Origin of the sequence: Salinigranum halophilum (genome assembly GCF_007004735.1) — an archaeon.
GTDB classification, from domain to species: domain Archaea; phylum Halobacteriota; class Halobacteria; order Halobacteriales; family Haloferacaceae; genus Salinigranum; species Salinigranum halophilum.
Map to the genome: position 1 here is coordinate 380,439 of NZ_SSNL01000003.1, position 17,543 is coordinate 397,981.

Annotated in this window: 20 protein-coding genes; 7 read left to right on the forward strand and 13 right to left on the reverse strand. The window is 58.9% G+C overall.

Annotated features, from left to right (window positions below; genetic code table 11):
- Positions 1 to 78 precede the first annotated feature (78 nt).
- Complete coding sequence (locus E6N53_RS06515) at positions 79 to 4,212, forward strand: Eco57I restriction-modification methylase domain-containing protein (protein WP_142857853.1); 4,134 nt, start codon at positions 79 to 81, stop codon at positions 4,210 to 4,212.
- Between the two features lie 72 nt (positions 4,213 to 4,284).
- Here the strand turns inward: E6N53_RS06515 and E6N53_RS06520 are convergent, their stop codons facing one another.
- Entirely contained in the window at positions 4,285 to 5,064 is a 780-nt protein-coding gene (locus tag E6N53_RS06520) for a RodZ family helix-turn-helix domain-containing protein (protein ID WP_142857855.1), read from the reverse strand.
- A 365-nt stretch (positions 5,065 to 5,429) separates the two neighbouring features.
- Between E6N53_RS06520 and E6N53_RS06525 the strand changes: the two genes are divergently transcribed.
- The gene (locus E6N53_RS06525) at positions 5,430 to 5,762 is read left to right on the forward strand and encodes a DUF8070 family membrane protein (RefSeq protein ID WP_142857857.1); all 333 of its coding nucleotides are present in this window, start codon (positions 5,430 to 5,432) and stop codon (positions 5,760 to 5,762) included.
- A gap of 16 nt (positions 5,763 to 5,778) precedes the next feature.
- Here E6N53_RS06525 and E6N53_RS06530 read toward each other — a convergent pair whose 3' ends face one another.
- The 11 genes from E6N53_RS06530 to E6N53_RS06580 all read right to left on the reverse strand — a co-directional run bounded on the left by E6N53_RS06530 (position 5,779) and on the right by E6N53_RS06580 (position 14,178).
- A complete protein-coding gene (locus E6N53_RS06530) occupies positions 5,779 to 6,084 on the reverse strand; it encodes a hypothetical protein (protein ID WP_142857859.1) in 306 nt (101 codons plus the stop codon).
- Between the two features lie 2 nt (positions 6,085 to 6,086).
- Positions 6,087 to 8,087 (reverse strand): right-handed parallel beta-helix repeat-containing protein, encoded by a 2,001-nt coding sequence (locus tag E6N53_RS20655; protein ID WP_161596517.1) that lies wholly within the window; start codon positions 8,085 to 8,087, stop codon positions 6,087 to 6,089.
- On the reverse strand, positions 8,084 to 8,659 hold the full coding sequence (locus tag E6N53_RS06540; RefSeq protein WP_142857861.1) for a hypothetical protein: 576 nt from the start codon (positions 8,657 to 8,659) through the stop codon (positions 8,084 to 8,086). The genes E6N53_RS20655 and E6N53_RS06540 overlap by 4 nt, the downstream gene beginning before the upstream one ends.
- A 20-nt stretch (positions 8,660 to 8,679) precedes the next feature.
- Positions 8,680 to 8,889, reverse strand: a complete 210-nt coding sequence (locus E6N53_RS06545) for a hypothetical protein (RefSeq protein ID WP_142857863.1) — start codon at positions 8,887 to 8,889, stop codon at positions 8,680 to 8,682.
- 8 nt (positions 8,890 to 8,897) lie between these two features.
- A complete protein-coding gene (locus E6N53_RS06550) occupies positions 8,898 to 9,311 on the reverse strand; it encodes a hypothetical protein (protein ID WP_142857865.1) in 414 nt (137 codons plus the stop codon).
- On the reverse strand, positions 9,311 to 9,838 hold the full coding sequence (locus tag E6N53_RS06555) for a hypothetical protein (protein WP_142857867.1): 528 nt from the start codon (positions 9,836 to 9,838) through the stop codon (positions 9,311 to 9,313). The genes E6N53_RS06550 and E6N53_RS06555 overlap by 1 nt, the downstream gene beginning before the upstream one ends.
- On the reverse strand, positions 9,838 to 12,243 hold the full coding sequence (locus E6N53_RS06560) for a cell envelope integrity TolA family protein (RefSeq protein ID WP_142857869.1): 2,406 nt from the start codon (positions 12,241 to 12,243) through the stop codon (positions 9,838 to 9,840). The genes E6N53_RS06555 and E6N53_RS06560 overlap by 1 nt, the downstream gene beginning before the upstream one ends.
- Positions 12,244 to 12,245: 2 nt before the next feature.
- On the reverse strand, positions 12,246 to 12,425 hold the full coding sequence (locus tag E6N53_RS06565) for a hypothetical protein (protein WP_142857871.1): 180 nt from the start codon (positions 12,423 to 12,425) through the stop codon (positions 12,246 to 12,248).
- A gap of 204 nt (positions 12,426 to 12,629) precedes the next feature.
- Positions 12,630 to 13,334, reverse strand: a complete 705-nt coding sequence (locus tag E6N53_RS06570) for a hypothetical protein (RefSeq protein ID WP_142857873.1) — start codon at positions 13,332 to 13,334, stop codon at positions 12,630 to 12,632.
- On the reverse strand, positions 13,334 to 13,882 hold the full coding sequence (locus tag E6N53_RS06575; RefSeq protein ID WP_142857875.1) for a hypothetical protein: 549 nt from the start codon (positions 13,880 to 13,882) through the stop codon (positions 13,334 to 13,336). The genes E6N53_RS06570 and E6N53_RS06575 overlap by 1 nt, the downstream gene beginning before the upstream one ends.
- Before the next feature lie 11 nt (positions 13,883 to 13,893).
- A complete protein-coding gene (locus E6N53_RS06580; protein WP_142857877.1) occupies positions 13,894 to 14,178 on the reverse strand; it encodes a hypothetical protein in 285 nt (94 codons plus the stop codon).
- A gap of 288 nt (positions 14,179 to 14,466) precedes the next feature.
- Between E6N53_RS06580 and E6N53_RS06585 the strand changes: the two genes are divergently transcribed.
- The 5 genes from E6N53_RS06585 to E6N53_RS06605 all read left to right on the forward strand — a co-directional run bounded on the left by E6N53_RS06585 (position 14,467) and on the right by E6N53_RS06605 (position 16,720).
- On the forward strand, positions 14,467 to 14,709 hold the full coding sequence (locus E6N53_RS06585; protein ID WP_142857879.1) for a hypothetical protein: 243 nt from the start codon (positions 14,467 to 14,469) through the stop codon (positions 14,707 to 14,709).
- 4 nt (positions 14,710 to 14,713) lie between these two features.
- A complete protein-coding gene (locus E6N53_RS06590) occupies positions 14,714 to 15,070 on the forward strand; it encodes a hypothetical protein (protein WP_142857881.1) in 357 nt (118 codons plus the stop codon).
- On the forward strand, positions 15,067 to 15,594 hold the full coding sequence (locus E6N53_RS06595) for a hypothetical protein (protein ID WP_142857883.1): 528 nt from the start codon (positions 15,067 to 15,069) through the stop codon (positions 15,592 to 15,594). Before E6N53_RS06590 ends, E6N53_RS06595 begins: the two co-directional genes overlap by 4 nt.
- Positions 15,591 to 15,992, forward strand: coding sequence for a hypothetical protein (locus E6N53_RS06600; protein ID WP_142857885.1), 402 nt, complete (start codon positions 15,591 to 15,593; stop codon positions 15,990 to 15,992). The genes E6N53_RS06595 and E6N53_RS06600 overlap by 4 nt, the downstream gene beginning before the upstream one ends.
- A gap of 74 nt (positions 15,993 to 16,066) precedes the next feature.
- On the forward strand, positions 16,067 to 16,720 hold the full coding sequence (locus E6N53_RS06605; RefSeq protein WP_201741089.1) for an ATP-binding protein: 654 nt from the start codon (positions 16,067 to 16,069) through the stop codon (positions 16,718 to 16,720).
- Positions 16,721 to 16,899: 179 nt separating this feature from the next.
- On the opposite strand, the gene E6N53_RS06610 is transcribed toward E6N53_RS06605, so the two are convergent.
- Positions 16,900 to 17,379 carry a hypothetical protein gene (locus E6N53_RS06610; protein ID WP_161596518.1) on the reverse strand — a complete coding sequence of 160 codons (480 nt, stop codon included), beginning with the start codon at positions 17,377 to 17,379 and terminating at the stop codon, positions 16,900 to 16,902.
- Positions 17,380 to 17,543 lie beyond the last annotated feature (164 nt).

Here is a 17,543-nt window from a genome sequence, read left to right on the forward strand (position 1 = left end):
GGATCTTCGACTCATTTATCTCATTTATCATAATGACCCACAACTTCTTGAAGACGGCAAATAGGAATACGATAACAGATGAGTCAGGCGACGCTCGGGCCGACGCCCTACAACAATTCGAATCTTTTCTCCGGCTATTACCTCGAAGAACGAGTTGACGATCTCGACACCTGGGACTGCGACGAAGAGGCAGAAGTGGCGTTCGAGGAACTCCAACGAATCTGGGAACTGGAATTCGAACTCGTAGAGTCGTACAAGGAAGACGAGTTGCTCAGTTCGTGGATCGATGAGGTCCTCGACGTTCTCGGTTTCGGTACCCTGGCGGAAACGACTTTACCCGAGAAGGGTGGCTACAATGACCGTCTGCTCTTCGAGTCCGACGAGGTTCGCCGCGATGCGAGTCTCCGAAAGCGTGACGGGGAAGTCGAGGCGATGTACGGGCTTGCCTCTGCGGTACTCGAAGCGAAGCAGTGGGGTGCTGATTTCACTAAACGATTCGCCGAGACGCGGTCGTACCGTGACGCATCCCACCAGATCAAATACTATCTTGAGCACACCCCGGAGCGACTCCAGTGGGGGATACTGACGGACGGAAAGAAGTGGCGACTGTACGGGACGAAAGACTACGCGACCGAGACGTACTACGAGGTCGACCTCCCCGAACTGCTCATGTCGGGGGACGTTGAGAAATTCAAATATTTCTACCTCTTCTTCCGGCCCGAAGCCTTCCGTGAAGTCTCTGGCACTTCCTTCCTCGAAACCGTCTGGAACGAATCCGAGACGGCCGCACAGGAACTCGGGGAGGACCTTCAGGACAACGTCTTCACTGCCCTTCGGGTGCTCGGTGAGGGGTTCATCGAAACCAACGATCTCTCTATCGACCCCGACGACGCCGAAGCCCGTGAGGAACTGAAAGAGCAGTCGCTCGTCCTCCTCTACCGGCTGATGTTCGTGTTGTACGGCGAATCTCGCAATCTCATCAGCCCCGACGAACCGGCCAAACAGCGAGAGTTCGAGGAGAATTTCAGCCTCGACGAACTTCGGTACGAGATTCACGACAACATCAGTTCGGGAGGGTCGTTCGAGGAGTACAGCGAGTACTCCACCTCGATGTGGGGGCGACTGCAGGACCTCTTCCGACTCGTCGACTCGGGCGAAGAGTCGCTGGGAGTTCCCCCATACAACGGCGGCCTGTTCGACGGCGACTCACACTCGTTCCTCGAACGGAACGAGGTGTCCGACCGGTACATCGCCGAGGTGGTGTACCGACTCGGAACGACGCGAGCGGACGACGGTGATGGGTTCGTGCTTGCGGACTACGCCGACCTCGACACTCGGCACCTGGGGACGATCTATGAGGGACTCCTCGAACACGAGTTCCGAATCGCACCCGAACAGTACGCCGCTGTCGCCGAGGACGGTAGACAGGTGTGGAAGCCCGCGACAGAGGTGAGTGTCGCCGAGGCTGTCGAGACAGTCGAGCGAGGAGAGTTGTACGTCGTCAACGACGATGGCGAGCGGAAGGCCACGGGTGCGTACTACACACCCGACTACGTGGTGGCGTACATCGTCGAGGAGACAATCGACCCCCTGCTGGCCGATATCAAGGAAGAGCTACAGGCGGATGGCCTGGAGCCGAGTGACCGCGAGTACTTCGCTCGATTCTGGCAGTCCGTGCTGGACCTCACGGTACTCGATCCTGCGATGGGCTCGGGCCACTTCCTCACGAAGGCGACCGGCTATCTGACCGAGCGGGTGATGGAGGTCGTCCGCGAACAGGAGATCCAGAGCTACGACGAGCAGGACCTGCGGCGACAGATCGCCAAAGAGTGCATCTACGGCGTCGACGTGAACGGAATGGCCGTCGAACTGGCGAAGCTCTCGATGTGGCTGGAGACGCTTGCGGCCGACAAACCGCTCGCGTTCCTCGACCACCACCTCAAGGCCGGTAACTCGCTCGTTGGTTCGGACATCACGGAGGTCCTCTCTGACGATGCCGACGAGGAGGGTGGACAACTCACTCTCATGCAGGCTGCTGCGCGAGTTCGTCGTCGGACTCTCGAACACGTGATGGAACTGATGCAGGATCTCCTCGCCATCGATAACGAGCGACTGGAAGACATCAAGTCGATGGAGGAGCTGTACGACGAGATCCGTGACGACCCGTTGTATGGGCGGCTCTTCGAGTTAGCGAACGTTCACACGGCGGAGCGGTTTGGGTTGGACGTGCCTGAGGGTGTGTACGAGGAAATGGCTGGCGCGATTGAGGACGGTGATGAGTGGGCCGAAATTCGTGAACGGGACTGGTTCGCCTCGGCGCAGGCAACGGCTGGTGAGGAGGATTTCTTCCATTGGGAGCTTGAGTACCCGGAGGTGTTCTTCGGGAGCGAGGGTAAGAGACGTGAAGACGCCGGATTTGATGCAGTCATTGGAAACCCCCCTTACGTACGTATCTATGGAGACACACTCCCCGAGGACTACGTCGAATATCTTAGAGAGGTTTACGAAACCGCTCACATGAAATTTGATTTGTATGTCGTATTCACCCAACTAGGGATTGAGTTAGCCCAAGATGGTGGCACATTCTCGTATATCATCCCGGACAAATTCACTAGCACCCCGTATGGAGAGCCTCTGCGGAATTTGATTTTGGAAGAGACAGAGATTCTGTCGATTTTGGACCTTCGAGAGCGAGAGGTATTCGATGGAGTGACTGTCTCCAACCTCATCCCCGTGTTGCGACGCAGCAGTGCAGCCAGAGATTCGGTGGAGATTCGCAACCTAGACGGCATTGACACTATCGAAACAACCCAACTGAGTCTTGAAGCGATTGTCGGTGATGAAGACAATTCGTTCCGTCTCGGCCGCTCTGTAGAGGATTTCAAACTCACCGAGAGTATCCGAGACCAGTCGATTCGGTTTGATTCTATTTTTTATACAAACTGGGGACTCAGAACCGGAACGAAAGAAAAAACGGAGCGATTCGTCGTCGAGGAATCTTCGGATCCTAGAGCAAAGCCGATGATTCGTGGGAAGGATATCATTGAGCGATACCAACTACGATCTCCTCAAGAGTACATCATCTATGAAAAGCCAGAGTTGTACAACCCGATGTTTGAGGAATTGTTTGAAAGTGACAAGATCGTCTTTCGAAAAATTAGTGGAAGGGGATTGATGGCTGTGGCCGACGAGAGTGGATACTACTGCTTCTCCACACTCATCCCCTGTGTGAACATTCGACATGTTGCGAATGTTTCTCGCTCAGGGATTCCCGAGGTCACGGAGGAGTCGAAGTCGTATCAGGACATGTACTACCCGCTCGCGGTGGTAAATTCGACGTTGATGGAGTGGTTCTACGGTGTCAATTTGTCTGATGATCTGAGCGTCGTGCCGGGTCATATTAACGAACTACCGATTCCAGCAATCGAGGACATAAACTCGGAGGTGGATGAAGAGGAGTATGAGACAAGACTTGATGTGGTGATGGCTGGGGTTCGTGACGAATCGGAACTCGATACGGCGATGGAGGCGGTTCACGGATTACATTCAGATCGAATCTATCACGACCTTCTCGCAGATCTTGGTCGGGAAATGATGGATATGAATACCAAACATATTGAACTCAATCTCTCACTGCTTGACTATCTTGGAACATATGACGAGGGACCGACTCTGGTTGATGTAGGATTCACCCAGCCCCCACCGAACGCTGCGGAGTCGGTTCTCCAAGAAACAACTAAAGAGAAACCAAATCTTCGGATCGGTCGGGCTGAAGTACATCGTGAATCAAAATCAACCGTTGAAATCGAACTCACTGCGCGGTACAAGCCCGATGATGACACGGTCGACACAGACCAGTGGGGATACACCGAAACTGAGCTCCTCCCCGCATTACGAATCACCGACCTCTCGGCTACCGAGGCTGAGTTAATTGAAGCGTTCGTCCCGGTCGCCGTCGACGAAGCTGGTGGGTTCGCCAACTTCCGTGAAACAGCAACGAAAACAAATTCGCTCATTGACCGGCTTCGCAAGCTCACACTTCCGCAAATCAGTAGTGTTCAGGACGGCTTGGAGAGTTACACAAAAACACGAGAGCGTGCCGACGAACTGGAGTCAAGGATCGAACGTACAGACGACCTAATTGACGAGATTGTCTACGAACTGTACGGGCTGTCCGAGCAAGATATTAGGACCATAGAAGCGGCTATTTAGGAGTGAGAGGGTACGGGGAGCAGTCACCCGACCCGTCGAAGTGCGACTCGGCTTATCGTTTGATTGAGTCTCTCATTCGTCGTCACCGCGCACGATTTCGGTAGCTTCCTTCATTGCGTATCCAGGCGTCTGCGCGGTCTTGGCGTTCATGTAATCTCGACCGAGTTGGGTCAACTGATAGAGGTTCTTGCTCCCTTCTTTCTCGTCGCGGTAGACCCAGCCATGACTCGTGGCTTTCGAGAGCGTAGCCGAGACTGATTTGTAGCTGACCTCCCAGTCAGTGTCGTCCAGCATGGAGGTGATTTGTCCGAGCGTGAGGCCGCCTTGAACTTGGTGAAGAAGACCGCAGACGTACCACTTGTTCGTATCCGGATTGAGCGGCGAGGAGATGATGTCACGGAACTCGTCGGGGCCGACTGTCTCACCTTCAGCAACTCTGTCGATGAGATCTGATTCGAGGTAGTCGCGGGCTGCTTGCCCGGTGTTCTCAGGTCGGTTGGTTACAGGTGGTTCGTTGGTAGGGCCGTCGAGATTGCCTTCAGATGGGGCGGCTGTGGCGGATGCACCACCGTCGGCAGAGAGTAGCTGGTCGGTGGTGTGTCTCTCACCTTGTGATGGGCCGCTGGGCGATGTCTCTGTGCTTTCAGGACCCTCGGTCGTAGTTCCATCCTCGGTGCTCGTGCCGCTCTCGGTAGCTTCGTGTTGGTCCTTCAGGAATGGATTGTTGGATTCGACTTCGATTCGGATTCTCCCGATACTCGGGGTTAGCTCGATCTGGTTTAGGAGCGATTTGAGTAAGGGGATCTGTTCGCCGGTTACTTCCAGTTCTACCGTGTGCTGGTGTTCAGTCATGGTCGATTTGTTTGGCAACCCTCAGTGGGTCTGGTTGGTTTCCATGACTCGACCGCGTCGCACCTGCTCGTAGAAATGCGTCGACCTGGTCGTCGCGCAAAACTATCCGCTCACCGTTCGCGTACACGATCAGCGTTCGCTTACTCACGGTTGACTTGTTAGGTCAACACGGTGTGGTGGTTGGCCGGTCATGGTGGTACAGGGTTGGGAGTGCGTAACCGCTTCCCGAGTATCTCACATCGTACTACTGACTAAGGCTTTGTGATGATTCTATCAGAATTCAATCGGACAGATGCGATCTCAACTAGAAATTCAGAGAACAAGCCTGCACAAGTATTAGCCACTGAAGAAACATATTCGAGGTTATGGACTGGAAGAAGATTCGTTCCGGAGGCTTTCGATACGGCCTAGTTTACGCTGGCGTCACCGTTCTTGTCATTGGGTTTGTGACTAGAAGTGAATTAGCGGTGGCAGCACTCTTCATTGTCGGACTGATGCTTCTACTGTTCGTCTTCGGGATTGGGAACGTACGAACGGGAGACATCTCGATTTCAGGACAGTCGTATGACGTAGATAGCCAACTGGCAGACGCTCATATTGATCAGCACGAGTACGTGAGCTTTGACCAGAAACTCCTCTTTTTTGCGATTGGACTGGCGATATTTGGGTTTGGAGGAATGGTGGTCCTAGGAGGATGACTTCCTTCGCCCTGTGTCAAGGGGGAGCTTTCTTATCGTCATCCTCACGGGGTCGAGCAGCGTTAATCCATTCTGCCACCAGTCGCAGCACGTCACCGGTCGGGACGATAATGAGGATGAACAGCACCAGGAGAACACCGACAGGCATCTCCATCGGCTGTTTCATCCAGTCGCCGAACACCGTTGCTACCGCCGTCGACAGCGCGAGGATGATAGCGAGCGCACTGGTCCTCGGCTCGATCTCGACACCGCCGTCTGTCGCGTACCGTGGTGTTGGCTCGGAGACGTACCGCTGTAACCAGAGACGAAGGCGGCGCAACATGGCTACGTCTCTCGGAGGTCGTCGAACCAGCACCCAGCCCCACTCCCAGCGAAGCCGACCTTTCCGGACTGGTACGTCGTGTCGTTCGCGGTCACGCTGTCGATCTCCGTCCCGTCCTCGTGAGAAGCCGTGAGGTTGAGCGTGCCGTCGGCTTTCACCTGCATGACCAGTTCGACCCACGTATCGGCGATAGCGCCGATGTCGGCACCTTCGACGAGCGTGGTCGAGGCACCGGCGTCGAGTCGCTTGATATTGAGGCTCTTGGAGAAGCCCTGGTCGAACTCCAACTGGTAGCCGCTCACGTCGGCAATGCCCGTCGAGGTGGGCTGGACCATGAGCATCGGCTTCGTGACGTTGCCAGCGAAACAGCGGACCCACAGCCGGTACTCCCGACCGAGGGTAACGTCGCCGTCCGCGTCACTGCGGAACACTAGTGCGCTCGCCTCGCTCTTGAGAGAGGCGGCCCCCTCGTGCGTGATGCCGGTGTCGAACGAGAAGCTCGCCGTCTCACCCGAGTAGTTGGCGAGTGACTGGGCCTCGAAATCCTCGACGGTCCGATTGAGGACGAGGGCGTTGTTGAACGCCGCGCCGTCGTAGTTCTTGAGCCTCGAAGTCTGCCACTTCGCTCCGGTGAAGAACTCGGGCGCGTTCGGCGTCACGAACGACGAGCCGTTGTACGCCTTCAGCTTCCCGATTGCGGGCTTCGTCGTAGGTGCCGTGACGTTCGGCGGCGGTGGCGGCGGTGTCTTGTCGCCCTCTGCGGGGTTCGAGCCGTCGCCACCGGGTGCGGGACCACCGTCGAGCACTCGGGGGAAGCCGGGGCCGATATCGCCCGCAACCTCCCACGCGCCGAGATCGGGGTCGGACCCGTCGTACTCCTCGATGCCGATGGAGAGGATCGCTCCCGAGTTGATCAGAGGGGACACCGAGGGGGTGGGCCGAAGGAAGTCGGGGTCCGTATCGGTGAGGGAGGCAAACTGCGGGTTCGAGATGCCGAGGTTCCACGCGTTGTTGACCGCGTCGTGGTGGAGAAGCGAATCGGCGTTCTGGTAGCTCACGCAGTTGCGGAGGTAGGCGACCTTCCCAGCGAAAGTTACGTCCCCGTAGACGTGGAAGCCATAGAGGTCGTTGTTCCACGCGGTACAGTTGTAGTACTTGATCGGGTAGCTGGCCCCGTTGTTGTCGAAGCCGCGGCGTCCGTTACTCCACGCGGCGCAGCGATAGACGAGGTGTCCGCCACCGTTACGGGACGCTCCGCCGCCACCCATCTTGAAGCCGTTTCCGTCTCCGGTCGCGCCAGTACCGGTTTCGGTCCCGTTGTCGTAGGCGACACAGTTGACGAGGGTACACGGGTCGGTCGGATCTGCTGCCCAGAAGTCGAAGCCGTCGTCGGCATTGTTGTAGGCCGCACAGTTCTCGAACACGATGTTACGAGCACGGCCCTGTGTCGCGTTTCCGCCGACGTAGAAGCCGTCCGAGTGTGATGCCGTCCGGCCCGTGTGACAGACGACGTTCCGACACCGGTTGTTGTACGTGTCGCCGTAGAAGATGATACCGTTTCCAGCGGTCGAGCTACCCGCACCCCCGTAGTGGTGGACGGTCAAATCCTCGTACAGGTTGTCGTGAGATACGAGATTTCCGCTGGTCGAGCACCGAATCATGTTGTCGCCGATGTTCTTGAACTCGATTCCACGAATCACCCACCACGCGGATCCGAACATATCGACGCCGTTCCCCTCGCGGTCGCCGAAGTCGACGACCGGTGACTCTCCGGCGTAGTTCTCGAACGTGATGGGATTCGCTTCGGTCCCTTCGATTGTCGAGAAGTCGATTTTCTCCGAGGGTGTGAGCGTGGCCGTGTCGCGGAGCTTGATCGTGTCTCCCGCACTGGCTTCGAGGCGACCCTGGTCTTCTATCGGTTCCGTCGTTGCGAGCGCGGTAACTTCGGACGTACCAGCCGCTGCGTCGTCGCCGTTCAGTGGGTCGATGTAGTAAGTCGTCATGCGAGGCTCACCGTGCCGGTCTTGGTCGTTCCAGTCGAGTCCTTGACCTCGAAGACGAGGTTCGATCCCGCCTCGTCGAGTCGGACGCGCATTTCGTTGTTCTCCAGCGTCTCGGCCGTCCCGCCGTCGACGACGCCGTGTATCAGCTCATCTCCGGCCACTCGTGCGACGTTCTCGGTATCGACGACAGCCCCGTACCCGAGTGCCGTCGAGGCCGTCTGGTTGGCCTCTGCGGACGGTCCCACGGCCACGCCTCGATACGCCCGCGACTTGGTGGCGTAGCCGACAGCGACCTGCTGTGCGCCGCCTGTCCCCAGCACGTCCGAGGCAGACGCCGAGGTGCCGATACCGACGCTGTTCGGGACGCGAACCAGAGAACCGCCAATAGCGGTGGACCCTTGCGGAACTGCCTCTGCCGGGGCGTTGATTGCGGTGGCGTGTTGGCCGTCCGCCTCGGTGCTGTACCCGAGAGCGAGGGCCGGGGCACTCGACAGGCCGTTGTCCGCCACGGCGTCCTGCCCGAGCGCCATGTTCACCGTGCCGAAGAGCCGCTGGCGAAGGAGCTTCGCCATCGGCTCAGTCGTCCCTATCGTCATGGCGAGGAGGTGTCGATCCAGAGGTCGCCCGCCTCGGGGTTCGCCGGAGCGGTGTCCCCGACGTAGAGCTTTACGTCACCGTTCGAGATGACGAGGTTGTCCCCGTTGAGCGTCACGTTCTCCGGTGTCGGCATCGCAGACGAGTAGACGGAGCGTTCGAGGAGCTTGATGCGTTCGACGAGATCGGTTTCTTCTGCGTTTGGCATTGGTGGATTCAGTACCCCACGATAACGACCGTGGGCGTCGTGGCTGCGGAACTCTGCTGTCGGACCCACACGTATGCCGAGTTGAGGGGTGGTCGGCCACCCATCGAGAACTCCCCCACGTCGTCGAGGGGGATCGCGGCTGACTCGGTGTTTTGTGGATTGCGAAAGGCAACGTCGATATCGTCGGTGTGGCGGATCGTGACCTCGGAGAGCACCCGGCCAAAGTCCACTCTCTGCCAGTCGTCGGACGCGACCTCGACCGGTTCCGGCCCTGTCGAAAAGTACGTCGCCGTGTTGCCCGACCGTGGCTGGTCGAGGGCGGGCCTCGCGCCGTCCTCGTCGTTCTCTTTCGAGGCCAGCGCCTTGCGGATCGCCTTCAGTTCGGCGAGGGCTTCGTCACCCGCGTCACGGAGGAACGGCACTACTGCGTCCCCCCGTTGAGCGCGTAGTTCATCACGACCGCGACGACGAGGAGTGTGACGACGAGTCGCGTCGTCGAGTCGCCGAACAGTCCACTCTCGTTGCCCTTCGTATGGGGAACAGTACGCTCCCGACTTTCGAGGTACATCTCGACGAGCTTCTGCCGCGCTTCTGGTGGAAGGTCCGAGTTGATGATGTCGGCGAGGGCGTCGTCCGCACTCTGTTCCGTCTCGGCAATCTCCTTCATGCGCCGTACGTCCTGTTCACGGAACAGGAACACGCCGCCAGCGGTGGTCGCGCCGACGACGGCGGCGGGCTTCCAGTACGATCTGACGATACTGTCACCACGGCTCGCGGCGTCGTCGACGACGTTCCCTGCGTCGTCCACGACCTTGCCCGTCCGTTCGGCTACGTCGTCGACCAGACGTTTCGCCGGCCCAGTCCCGATGTCGTCGACGAGCTTCATCGCCTTCGAGATGGGAACGCCAGCGACTCGGGCGAGCTTGATTGCGATTGTGCTGTATACCATTATTCGGCCTCCTGTGAGCCGAGCATGACGACAGCACCGACGCCGAGCGCCGCGAGGGCGACCTTGTTGTCGGTGAGCTTTTCGACCACGGAGGTCGAGTCGGTCGCAGTCGTCGTTTTCTCGGTGTCTCTCTCGATGAGTTCCTTGTTCGGCGAACCCCCGGTGGGTTCGTCCTCGACGGCGATCTCACCGTTATCCAGCTTCTCGTAGTACGCGACGAGCGCCGCGTCGAGAGCGTCCAGGTCGGTGTAGATTTTGGGCGTGTAGGCGACCGACCCGTCGTAATCGAGGTACACGTTGTCGCCCGTCTCGTTGACGGACGATGCGAGGTACTCGTCGCTCTCGCCGTCCGTGCGGTGGAAGATTCGCCACGGGGCGATTGTCTGAACCTCCTCCCACACCGACCATGCGGACGCACCACCTTCGGGGACAGCGCCGTCCTCGGGGACGGTGCCGCCACCCGAGACGTTCTTCGCAATCCACAGCTTGTGGGCGTCTCGCGCGGCCTCCTCCGTAGCGAAGAACGGCAGAGATTCGATGGTCGTGGTGTTGGGATACGTCTGTTCGACGCCGGTTTGGTCGAGGAACTTGCTCGACGACTCACCGGGTGCCGCGACGAAGAACCGGGTTTCCGTCCCGTCCGTCGTTGCCACGGACATGAGGTTCCATCCGTTGTTCAGGTAATCGACCAGTTCAGCGGGTGCCCAGCCCGGTGAATTGTTGAGCGCGTCGTCGATTGCCTGATAGCGGGCAGCCTCGGCGTATGCCGCGTCGACGATGGAATCTTCCGATCCCGAGGAGTCCGTTCCACCACCACCCCCGGAACCATCGCCACCGCTCGTCCCGTCCGACGTCGGGGAGGTCGCGGTAATGCTGGTCGTCGAGGTGGCGAACGGGTCAGTGGTGGCAGGATCGTCGGTCCCCCCAGATGTATCGCCACCGAGGAGAGTGGACGCACCCAACACGGTAGCCCCACCGAGTACAATTCCGCCGCCAGTCGTGACCCGTGGGTCTTTGAACAGCGTGGTGGCTGTCTCATCGAGGGCAGGTGCGGTGTCGTCAACTGTCCGTTTCGCCGCATCGGTAGCGTCGTCGAGGATTCGAGACGTGGTGGTCCCAGCATCGTCGGCCGACCGTACCGTCGTCTCAGCCACCTCGTCGGTGACAGTGAACGAATCGTCGACCGTTCGAGTGGTGAGCGTTCCTGCGTCGTCCACCGTTCGGGTGGTGAACGCTCCCGCGTCGTCGACGAGCGTATCACCTCGCCCGAGGATGTCGTCGACCCGTTTGGTGACGACGTTCTTCGCAGTCGAGCCGCCACCGAGCGTGGCAAGCTCGAAGATGTCGAGCGTACCGGGTGAGGCAGAGGTCGAGCCGTCCGACGCCGAGATATCCACACCGTAGAGCGTCTTACCAGCCGCCACGAACGGCGACTGAAGGACCTCGCTGGCTAAATCCACAGCCGGACGGGCGTACTTCCCCTCGAATAGACCGGTCGAGGTCACGCCTTCATCGACAGCGCGGGTGAGGTCCGCGTAATACTCCTGGCGCTCACGAGCGAACTCCTCGTCAGAAAGGTTCGGCCCGAGGATGGCTCGAAGGTTGTCCTGCACCGAGAGGTTTGGATTGTCGAGTACCAGGTCGGTGGTCGTGCGGACCCCGGCGTCGAACTCGGCGAGTCCGCCGAGGATGCCGCCCTGTTCCTGTGCGGCCTCTTTGGCCGCACGATTCTCACGGTAGTCGTCGGACTGGAGGTACTTGGTGACGCCAGTGAGGTTCCCGATGAACCCCCCGATATCGTCAGCGAGGTCCGTTCCTGACGGTTTCGAGGGCTTCGGGTCTTGCGACTTTTTCCTCGGTGTGTTTCGGTCGATCTGTTCGTACCGGGCCGCCTCGGCCTTCGCCGCTGAGACGATAGACGACTCGGACGACTTCTTCGAGGAAGACGAGGACGACCGACTCGACGATTTCGAGGAAGACGAGGACGACCGACTCGACGATTTCGAGGAAGACGACTTGCTGCTTGACGAGGTACCGCCGAGGTTCCGCAACAGCTTGTCGCGTTCGGCCTTCTGCTTCGCTTCCTCGGCCTCGCGCTTCTTTTTCTCCTGGGCAGCCTTCAGGGCCTTGTCCTCGGCCTCGTACCGTTTCGCTTCGGCAAGCGCGGCCTGTACGATGGACGACGACGAACTGCTCCGCTTTCGTTTCTTGTCCTTCTTGTGGGGCGTCTGGTTTCGACTCGACGACGACTTCGACTTCGACGACGAACGCGACGACTTACTACTCGACGAAGAGGACTGTTTCTTCTTCTCGGCTTCCTTCTTTTTCTTCTTCTCTTGCTCTCGCTTGTAGTCGCGGTCGTTCTTCTTCGTCTCCTTCGGCGAGTACCAAGTGCGGAACGCCATATTCACGCACCCCGCAACTCGGTGTAGATGAGGAACAGAAGGACGACCGTGAGAACGTCGAGGTACAGCTGAGCATCGGACTTTTCGACCGAGATAGAACTCTCGGCTCCAGCCCGACGCTCGTTGGCCTCGACGGCCTCGGCACGGTACTCCGGTGTTTCTCGGATACTTTCTCGGATCATGATTCGATGAGTGACGCAAGAGCCGCGAGTGCGGAGAGAGCCGTAGCGATATCTCGACCCGACACATCCACTTCCGGTGGCTCGTAGGCGTTCAAAAACGGAGAGTTGCGACGGGAGACACGACGGGCTGTGTCGGCAGTCGTGTCAGTGTCGACCTCCGGGGCGTCACGTACCGTCTCGGTGATAACGCCCATGCTACCACCCTCAGAGCTTGATGTCGACTTTCTGCTCGAAGGTGGACACGTAGCTACCGGGGTAGTCGTCGTCCGTCCAGACGATCTGAGTATCGCTGTCGAACACGAGTTCCAGCTTCTCGTACTGGCCGAACCGGATGGACCCGTGCATGTTGACCTCGGTGCCGCGTTTGTTCTGGTCGAAGTCGAGGAACCGGTACACGGGCGTTCCCCAGTCGGAGATAACGCCCTCGACCTGCCCGAACTGGTTCACACCGCGGTACTTGAGCGTCCCGTCGCTCACCGTCGGATAGACCTTCACGTTGTCCGCGCCGTTCGGCGGCGCAGCGGCGAAGGTGATGGTATTGGCAGTGTAGTCCACCGAATCGATGGCAAGCTCGGACCCGCCGACCTCGGCAGCCACGACGGTCGGGAACTTCTGGTCTGCCAGTTCCGTCTCGCCGTGGTGCGACTGAAGCGGTGTCGTGAGAGTGAACGTCGTAGTCGCACCGTCGCCCGAGAGGGTTTCCATCGTCCGGGGAACGAACTTCGTCGGGTGGCGCTGTGCGACCAGTTCGATCCAGTCGAACTTGTCGGGACACTCGAAGGCGAGAATCGGCGTCTCAAGCTGGGGAGATACCTGGTTCTGCGAGCGGACGACGTAAGAGGAGCCGAGGACGGACCCCGTCTGCGAGATGGTGTACTCCTGAATCGACTCGTTGGTTGCGGCGGACATCAGCGGCCACCTCGCGTCGAGGCACGCTTGACGGCCTTGCTCTCCTCGGTCGTGAGGTCACTGTGGCTCACGATCTCGGCTGGGACACCGAAGTCCGAGGTGTCGTCACCGATGGTGAGGCGGCTTTCCGAGGCGCTGAAGCCGTTGGAACCAGCCGGGATGTCGATGAAACATCGAACCAGCTCATCCTCGTCGATCATCAGCGGCTTCGTGACCTTCCGGAAGTAGTCGGGATCGGTCCTCATCTGCTCGTAGTCGAACGACGAGAGGAGGTCCGTGATAGCGATCTTGCCACCGAGTCTGTTCCCCTGGCGGTCGCACTTCTGGAGCGTGACGCGGGCACTGGGATCGATGGGGGCTCCCGCAGAGTCCCGGAATTCGGGGGCGAAGTTGGCCCCGACCGGGATTCCAACGACGTAGCCGCGTGGCCCCTTGATCTCGTAGGCCGGTGTTTCGGAGTCAGCCGCCGCAACGTCTTGCTTCGTGACGAAGGGCTTGCTGTCGTCGATGGTGAGTTCCTTTTCGACGGCCTGGTTTGCGATTTCCATTGTTGTGTGGTTTAAATCAGACCGAACTCGTTAGCGGCCACGCGAACGGCGGTAGCGGTCGAACCCATCGCCAGCGGTCGGCCATATCGGCCCGGAAGAATCGCCAGCGAGAGGAACGCCGTTACGACGGCGTACACGGCGTCCCCACCACGCATGGAGAGGTCCATGACGTTCGAGCGCATCCAGTTTGTCGCGATCTGTGCGAGAAGCGAACCCGCGACAATCATGACGGCGGACTTGATGAACGCCGGGGCCATGAGGGTCGAGGTGGCACGATTCACACTAAGTGAAGCCATTACGAGACGTGCCTTTCCGACCTGTGCGGTTATACGGGCCAATTAATTGGTGATTGGCGGATTCGATTTAGAAAACCAGTCGACAGCGGCTGATTCTTGGTGAAGTGTTTGTCTCATACTCAAACCAGACCCTGATTGGGCATGGGTGTAACAACGAATCCACTGGGCGAGTGCCGGTACTGCGCCAGTGAGCGGGTGGTGCCTGTCCTCGACAAGCGACTGCACAACTCTCCGAGCGCCGGGAACCCGTTCCGCTCCCGGTGTCTGGGGTGTGAGCGGTGGCTTCCCATGACGACGAAAGCGGCGTTCAAGCAGTCGCCGAACGCGATGGTCATGCCGCCTGACCAAGATCCCGACGACCCGGCGTTGGTTCCGTTCGACGAATACGACTATGCGGACAAGCTGTCGGATTTGGCGGCGAAGGTGGACGACTCGCCTAATCAGTTCGTGTGCCCCGTCGAGGGGTGCGAGACGGACCATACGGGCTATCCTGACGAGTGCGACGAGTGCGGCACCGAATACAACTGGTGATTCGATGAGTGACGACTATTCCGACATCAAGAACGAGACGCCCAGTACGCCAACCACAGACGACCTCGACGACACCGCCGGGTCGGGGGTACCACTCCCCTCGATAGACAAGCGAAAGGCGGCATTCGCGGTGGGTGCCGTGGTGGTCCTCGCCGTTCTCGTGTGGTGGGTCCGCCAGTCCCGGTCCCCTGGTGAATACGACGGAGGCGAGGACGATGAGGGGCGCGAGTACGTAGACCTCGGCGACGACGGTCCAACTTCGGCAATAGGCAAACCAGACCCTCGTGACGTGGGCGCTGACGACGACGAGGTGCTTGAGTATCTGGTCGAGTCGGGCCACATGGACGGTGGTGAGCAGTGACGACGCCGGAGATAGCGACACAGCCCGACGTACCCGAGATGTCGACCATCGATGACGACGATGCGCCGAGTGAGCCGGAGAACGTCGCCGAGGTAGAGCTAGGTGAGGACGACTATGGCGGGGACAACCTCTTCGACGACGTAGAGGACGCGGAGAGCGATAGTAGTGGTTCGACGCCCGGTGAGTCGAGCGACATAATGGACGGCCTCGACGCAGCGACGGGCGGCCTCTCGTCGGCCATGAACGAAGGAGCGGCGCGTCTCGCCGTGGTCGGCCTCGACGACGAGGAAAAAGAGGAGTTGGAACAGGAATTCACCGAGGTATTCGGCGCGTTCCGTCTCGGCCACTACGCCGGTCGGTGCGCCGAGGAGTACGTGCTGTCAGATACCGATGAGGAGGTTGATCCAGCGTGGGGACTGCTCGGATCGGTGCTGGTGTGTTCGGCGGTCGTGATGTGGATGAGGCCGGACGGGGACCAACAGATCCAGCAACTGAAGCAGGCTCTCGGAGGTGTCGACGAATGAGCGGCATGAGGGGCCTGAATATCGACATGGGGCCACAGCAGGTGATGGGGCTGATGAACGACCCCAAAGGCGTCGAGAGGATGTTGAAGCAGGCTAGCGACGAGACGGGCGACAGCCCAGCGGACATCATGGCGGACATCATCAACATCCAGCGGCTCGACACCAAGATGATCGCCAAGCAGCAGGGCGTAGATCTCGAAATCAACGAGATGACGCCCGAGCGGGCGGCGGAACTGCTTGCGGGCGTGATTCAGGGCGAGGGTGTGGCCCTGCTCATGGTGTTCAACGAGTTGGAGGACTACAACCACCAGATCCTCCGCGAAGCGATGGGTGAAAACGAGTTCGAGAACTACCGTCGTGCGAAGGTCGGCAGTCTCAATTCGACGACGGACGAGTAATGGCCCGTATCACCGTTCTCGGTCGAAGCGGGACCGGCAAGAGCTACTACACGGGCTATCTCCTCGAACAGTCGGTGCCGGACTTCGACCTCGCCGTTCACATGGATATCGAGGATGAGGAAGGCGGGCTGTCCGACCAGGACAACGAGTATGACCCGCTGTACCTGACGCTCACGGTTGACAAAGACACGGCCAACGCTCTCGACTGGGTGCGTGTGCTGTGGAACCACCGGAAGGTTCGAGTCGTTCCCGACGACCTCACCCACGACGAAATACGCGAAATGTTCGCGGCGATCTGTCGGGCGGTCATGCGACTGTGCAAAGACATCCGGCCCGAACTCACGGCGTTCATCTCGTGTGACGAGGCCCACAACATCCTGAAGGAACACGACTTTCCCGAGGCGGTCGAGCGGGCGATCACGGGTGGTCGGAAGCACGGCGTCGAGACGCTGTTTTGTTCCCAGCGCCCGGCTCTCCTGCCGACGACGCTTATTTCGCAAGCGGACAAGCGGGTGTATTTCGCGCTATCAGACGATAACGACATCAAGAAGGTGAACAAGACATCCTCGTTCCCCGGTGACAAACTGGCGAAACTCCCCGCTCGGAAGGCTATCGTCGAGAACAAAGCCACCGGCCAATGGGAGGAACTTGAGACAGATGGTATCGGGCGGAAGCGTCCGCACTTTTCCGGCGACGACGGAATCGCCGACCGTCACTTCCCGATATAGGGCTGTACTGAAACTCTCCGTCGTTGGTAGGTTTTCGAGGGCGTGATGAATACACAGCGCGAGTCGGTCACCAGCGGGTCGCCGAAAACAAGCCGACCGAATCGTTCGATACAAAGCGTGAGTCGGTCACGGGCAAATGTCTACCATCCGTCGTTCGTCGTTGCGCCGATGTTGCTCATTCAAATAAAGGTTCGCTCGATGTCCACCGTTTCAGCATCTAATATCTCAATCGTCAACCCCTCGGAAGCATCCAAAACTTCATCGATAACTAGATTCCCATCAATAATTAGCACGAAGTTATAATGTTCTCCGGGTTTCCTGTACTCACGTAGCTTTATCTTCTCTGCTGGTGCCAACTCGAATTCGTCGTTGAACACATATGTTCCAGATTCGACTGGGGTTCCACCTCCGTCTGGAATATGTTCAAATTCTCCTAACCGCACTCCAACGGTGTGTACATCGTCCGAGAGATTCACCACGGTGAGTTCTTGATTGTCCGGCTCAGGGGTCACACCAGTTTCAGTAGGTGTAGCTGTTGGGGAAGCGTCACTGGACTCCGTAGAAGCAGGTGACGATGATGGGAAGGATGTACAACCCGCGAGCCAAGTTAACGATAGTACTCCGAATCCTTGTGCAAAATCCCGCCGAGAGGAGGGCATGAGTCTTACCAAAATTGGAAGGCGTTGTGACAAATACTTTCTGCGGGCCACAGCAGATTATACTGTTTCAATAGCCACACACAGTACCGGCTGAATCAGTCGTATCCACGTGAAACCAACAAGCGACTGATGCTGCATACAGCCTCTGTATCTCGCACGCGACT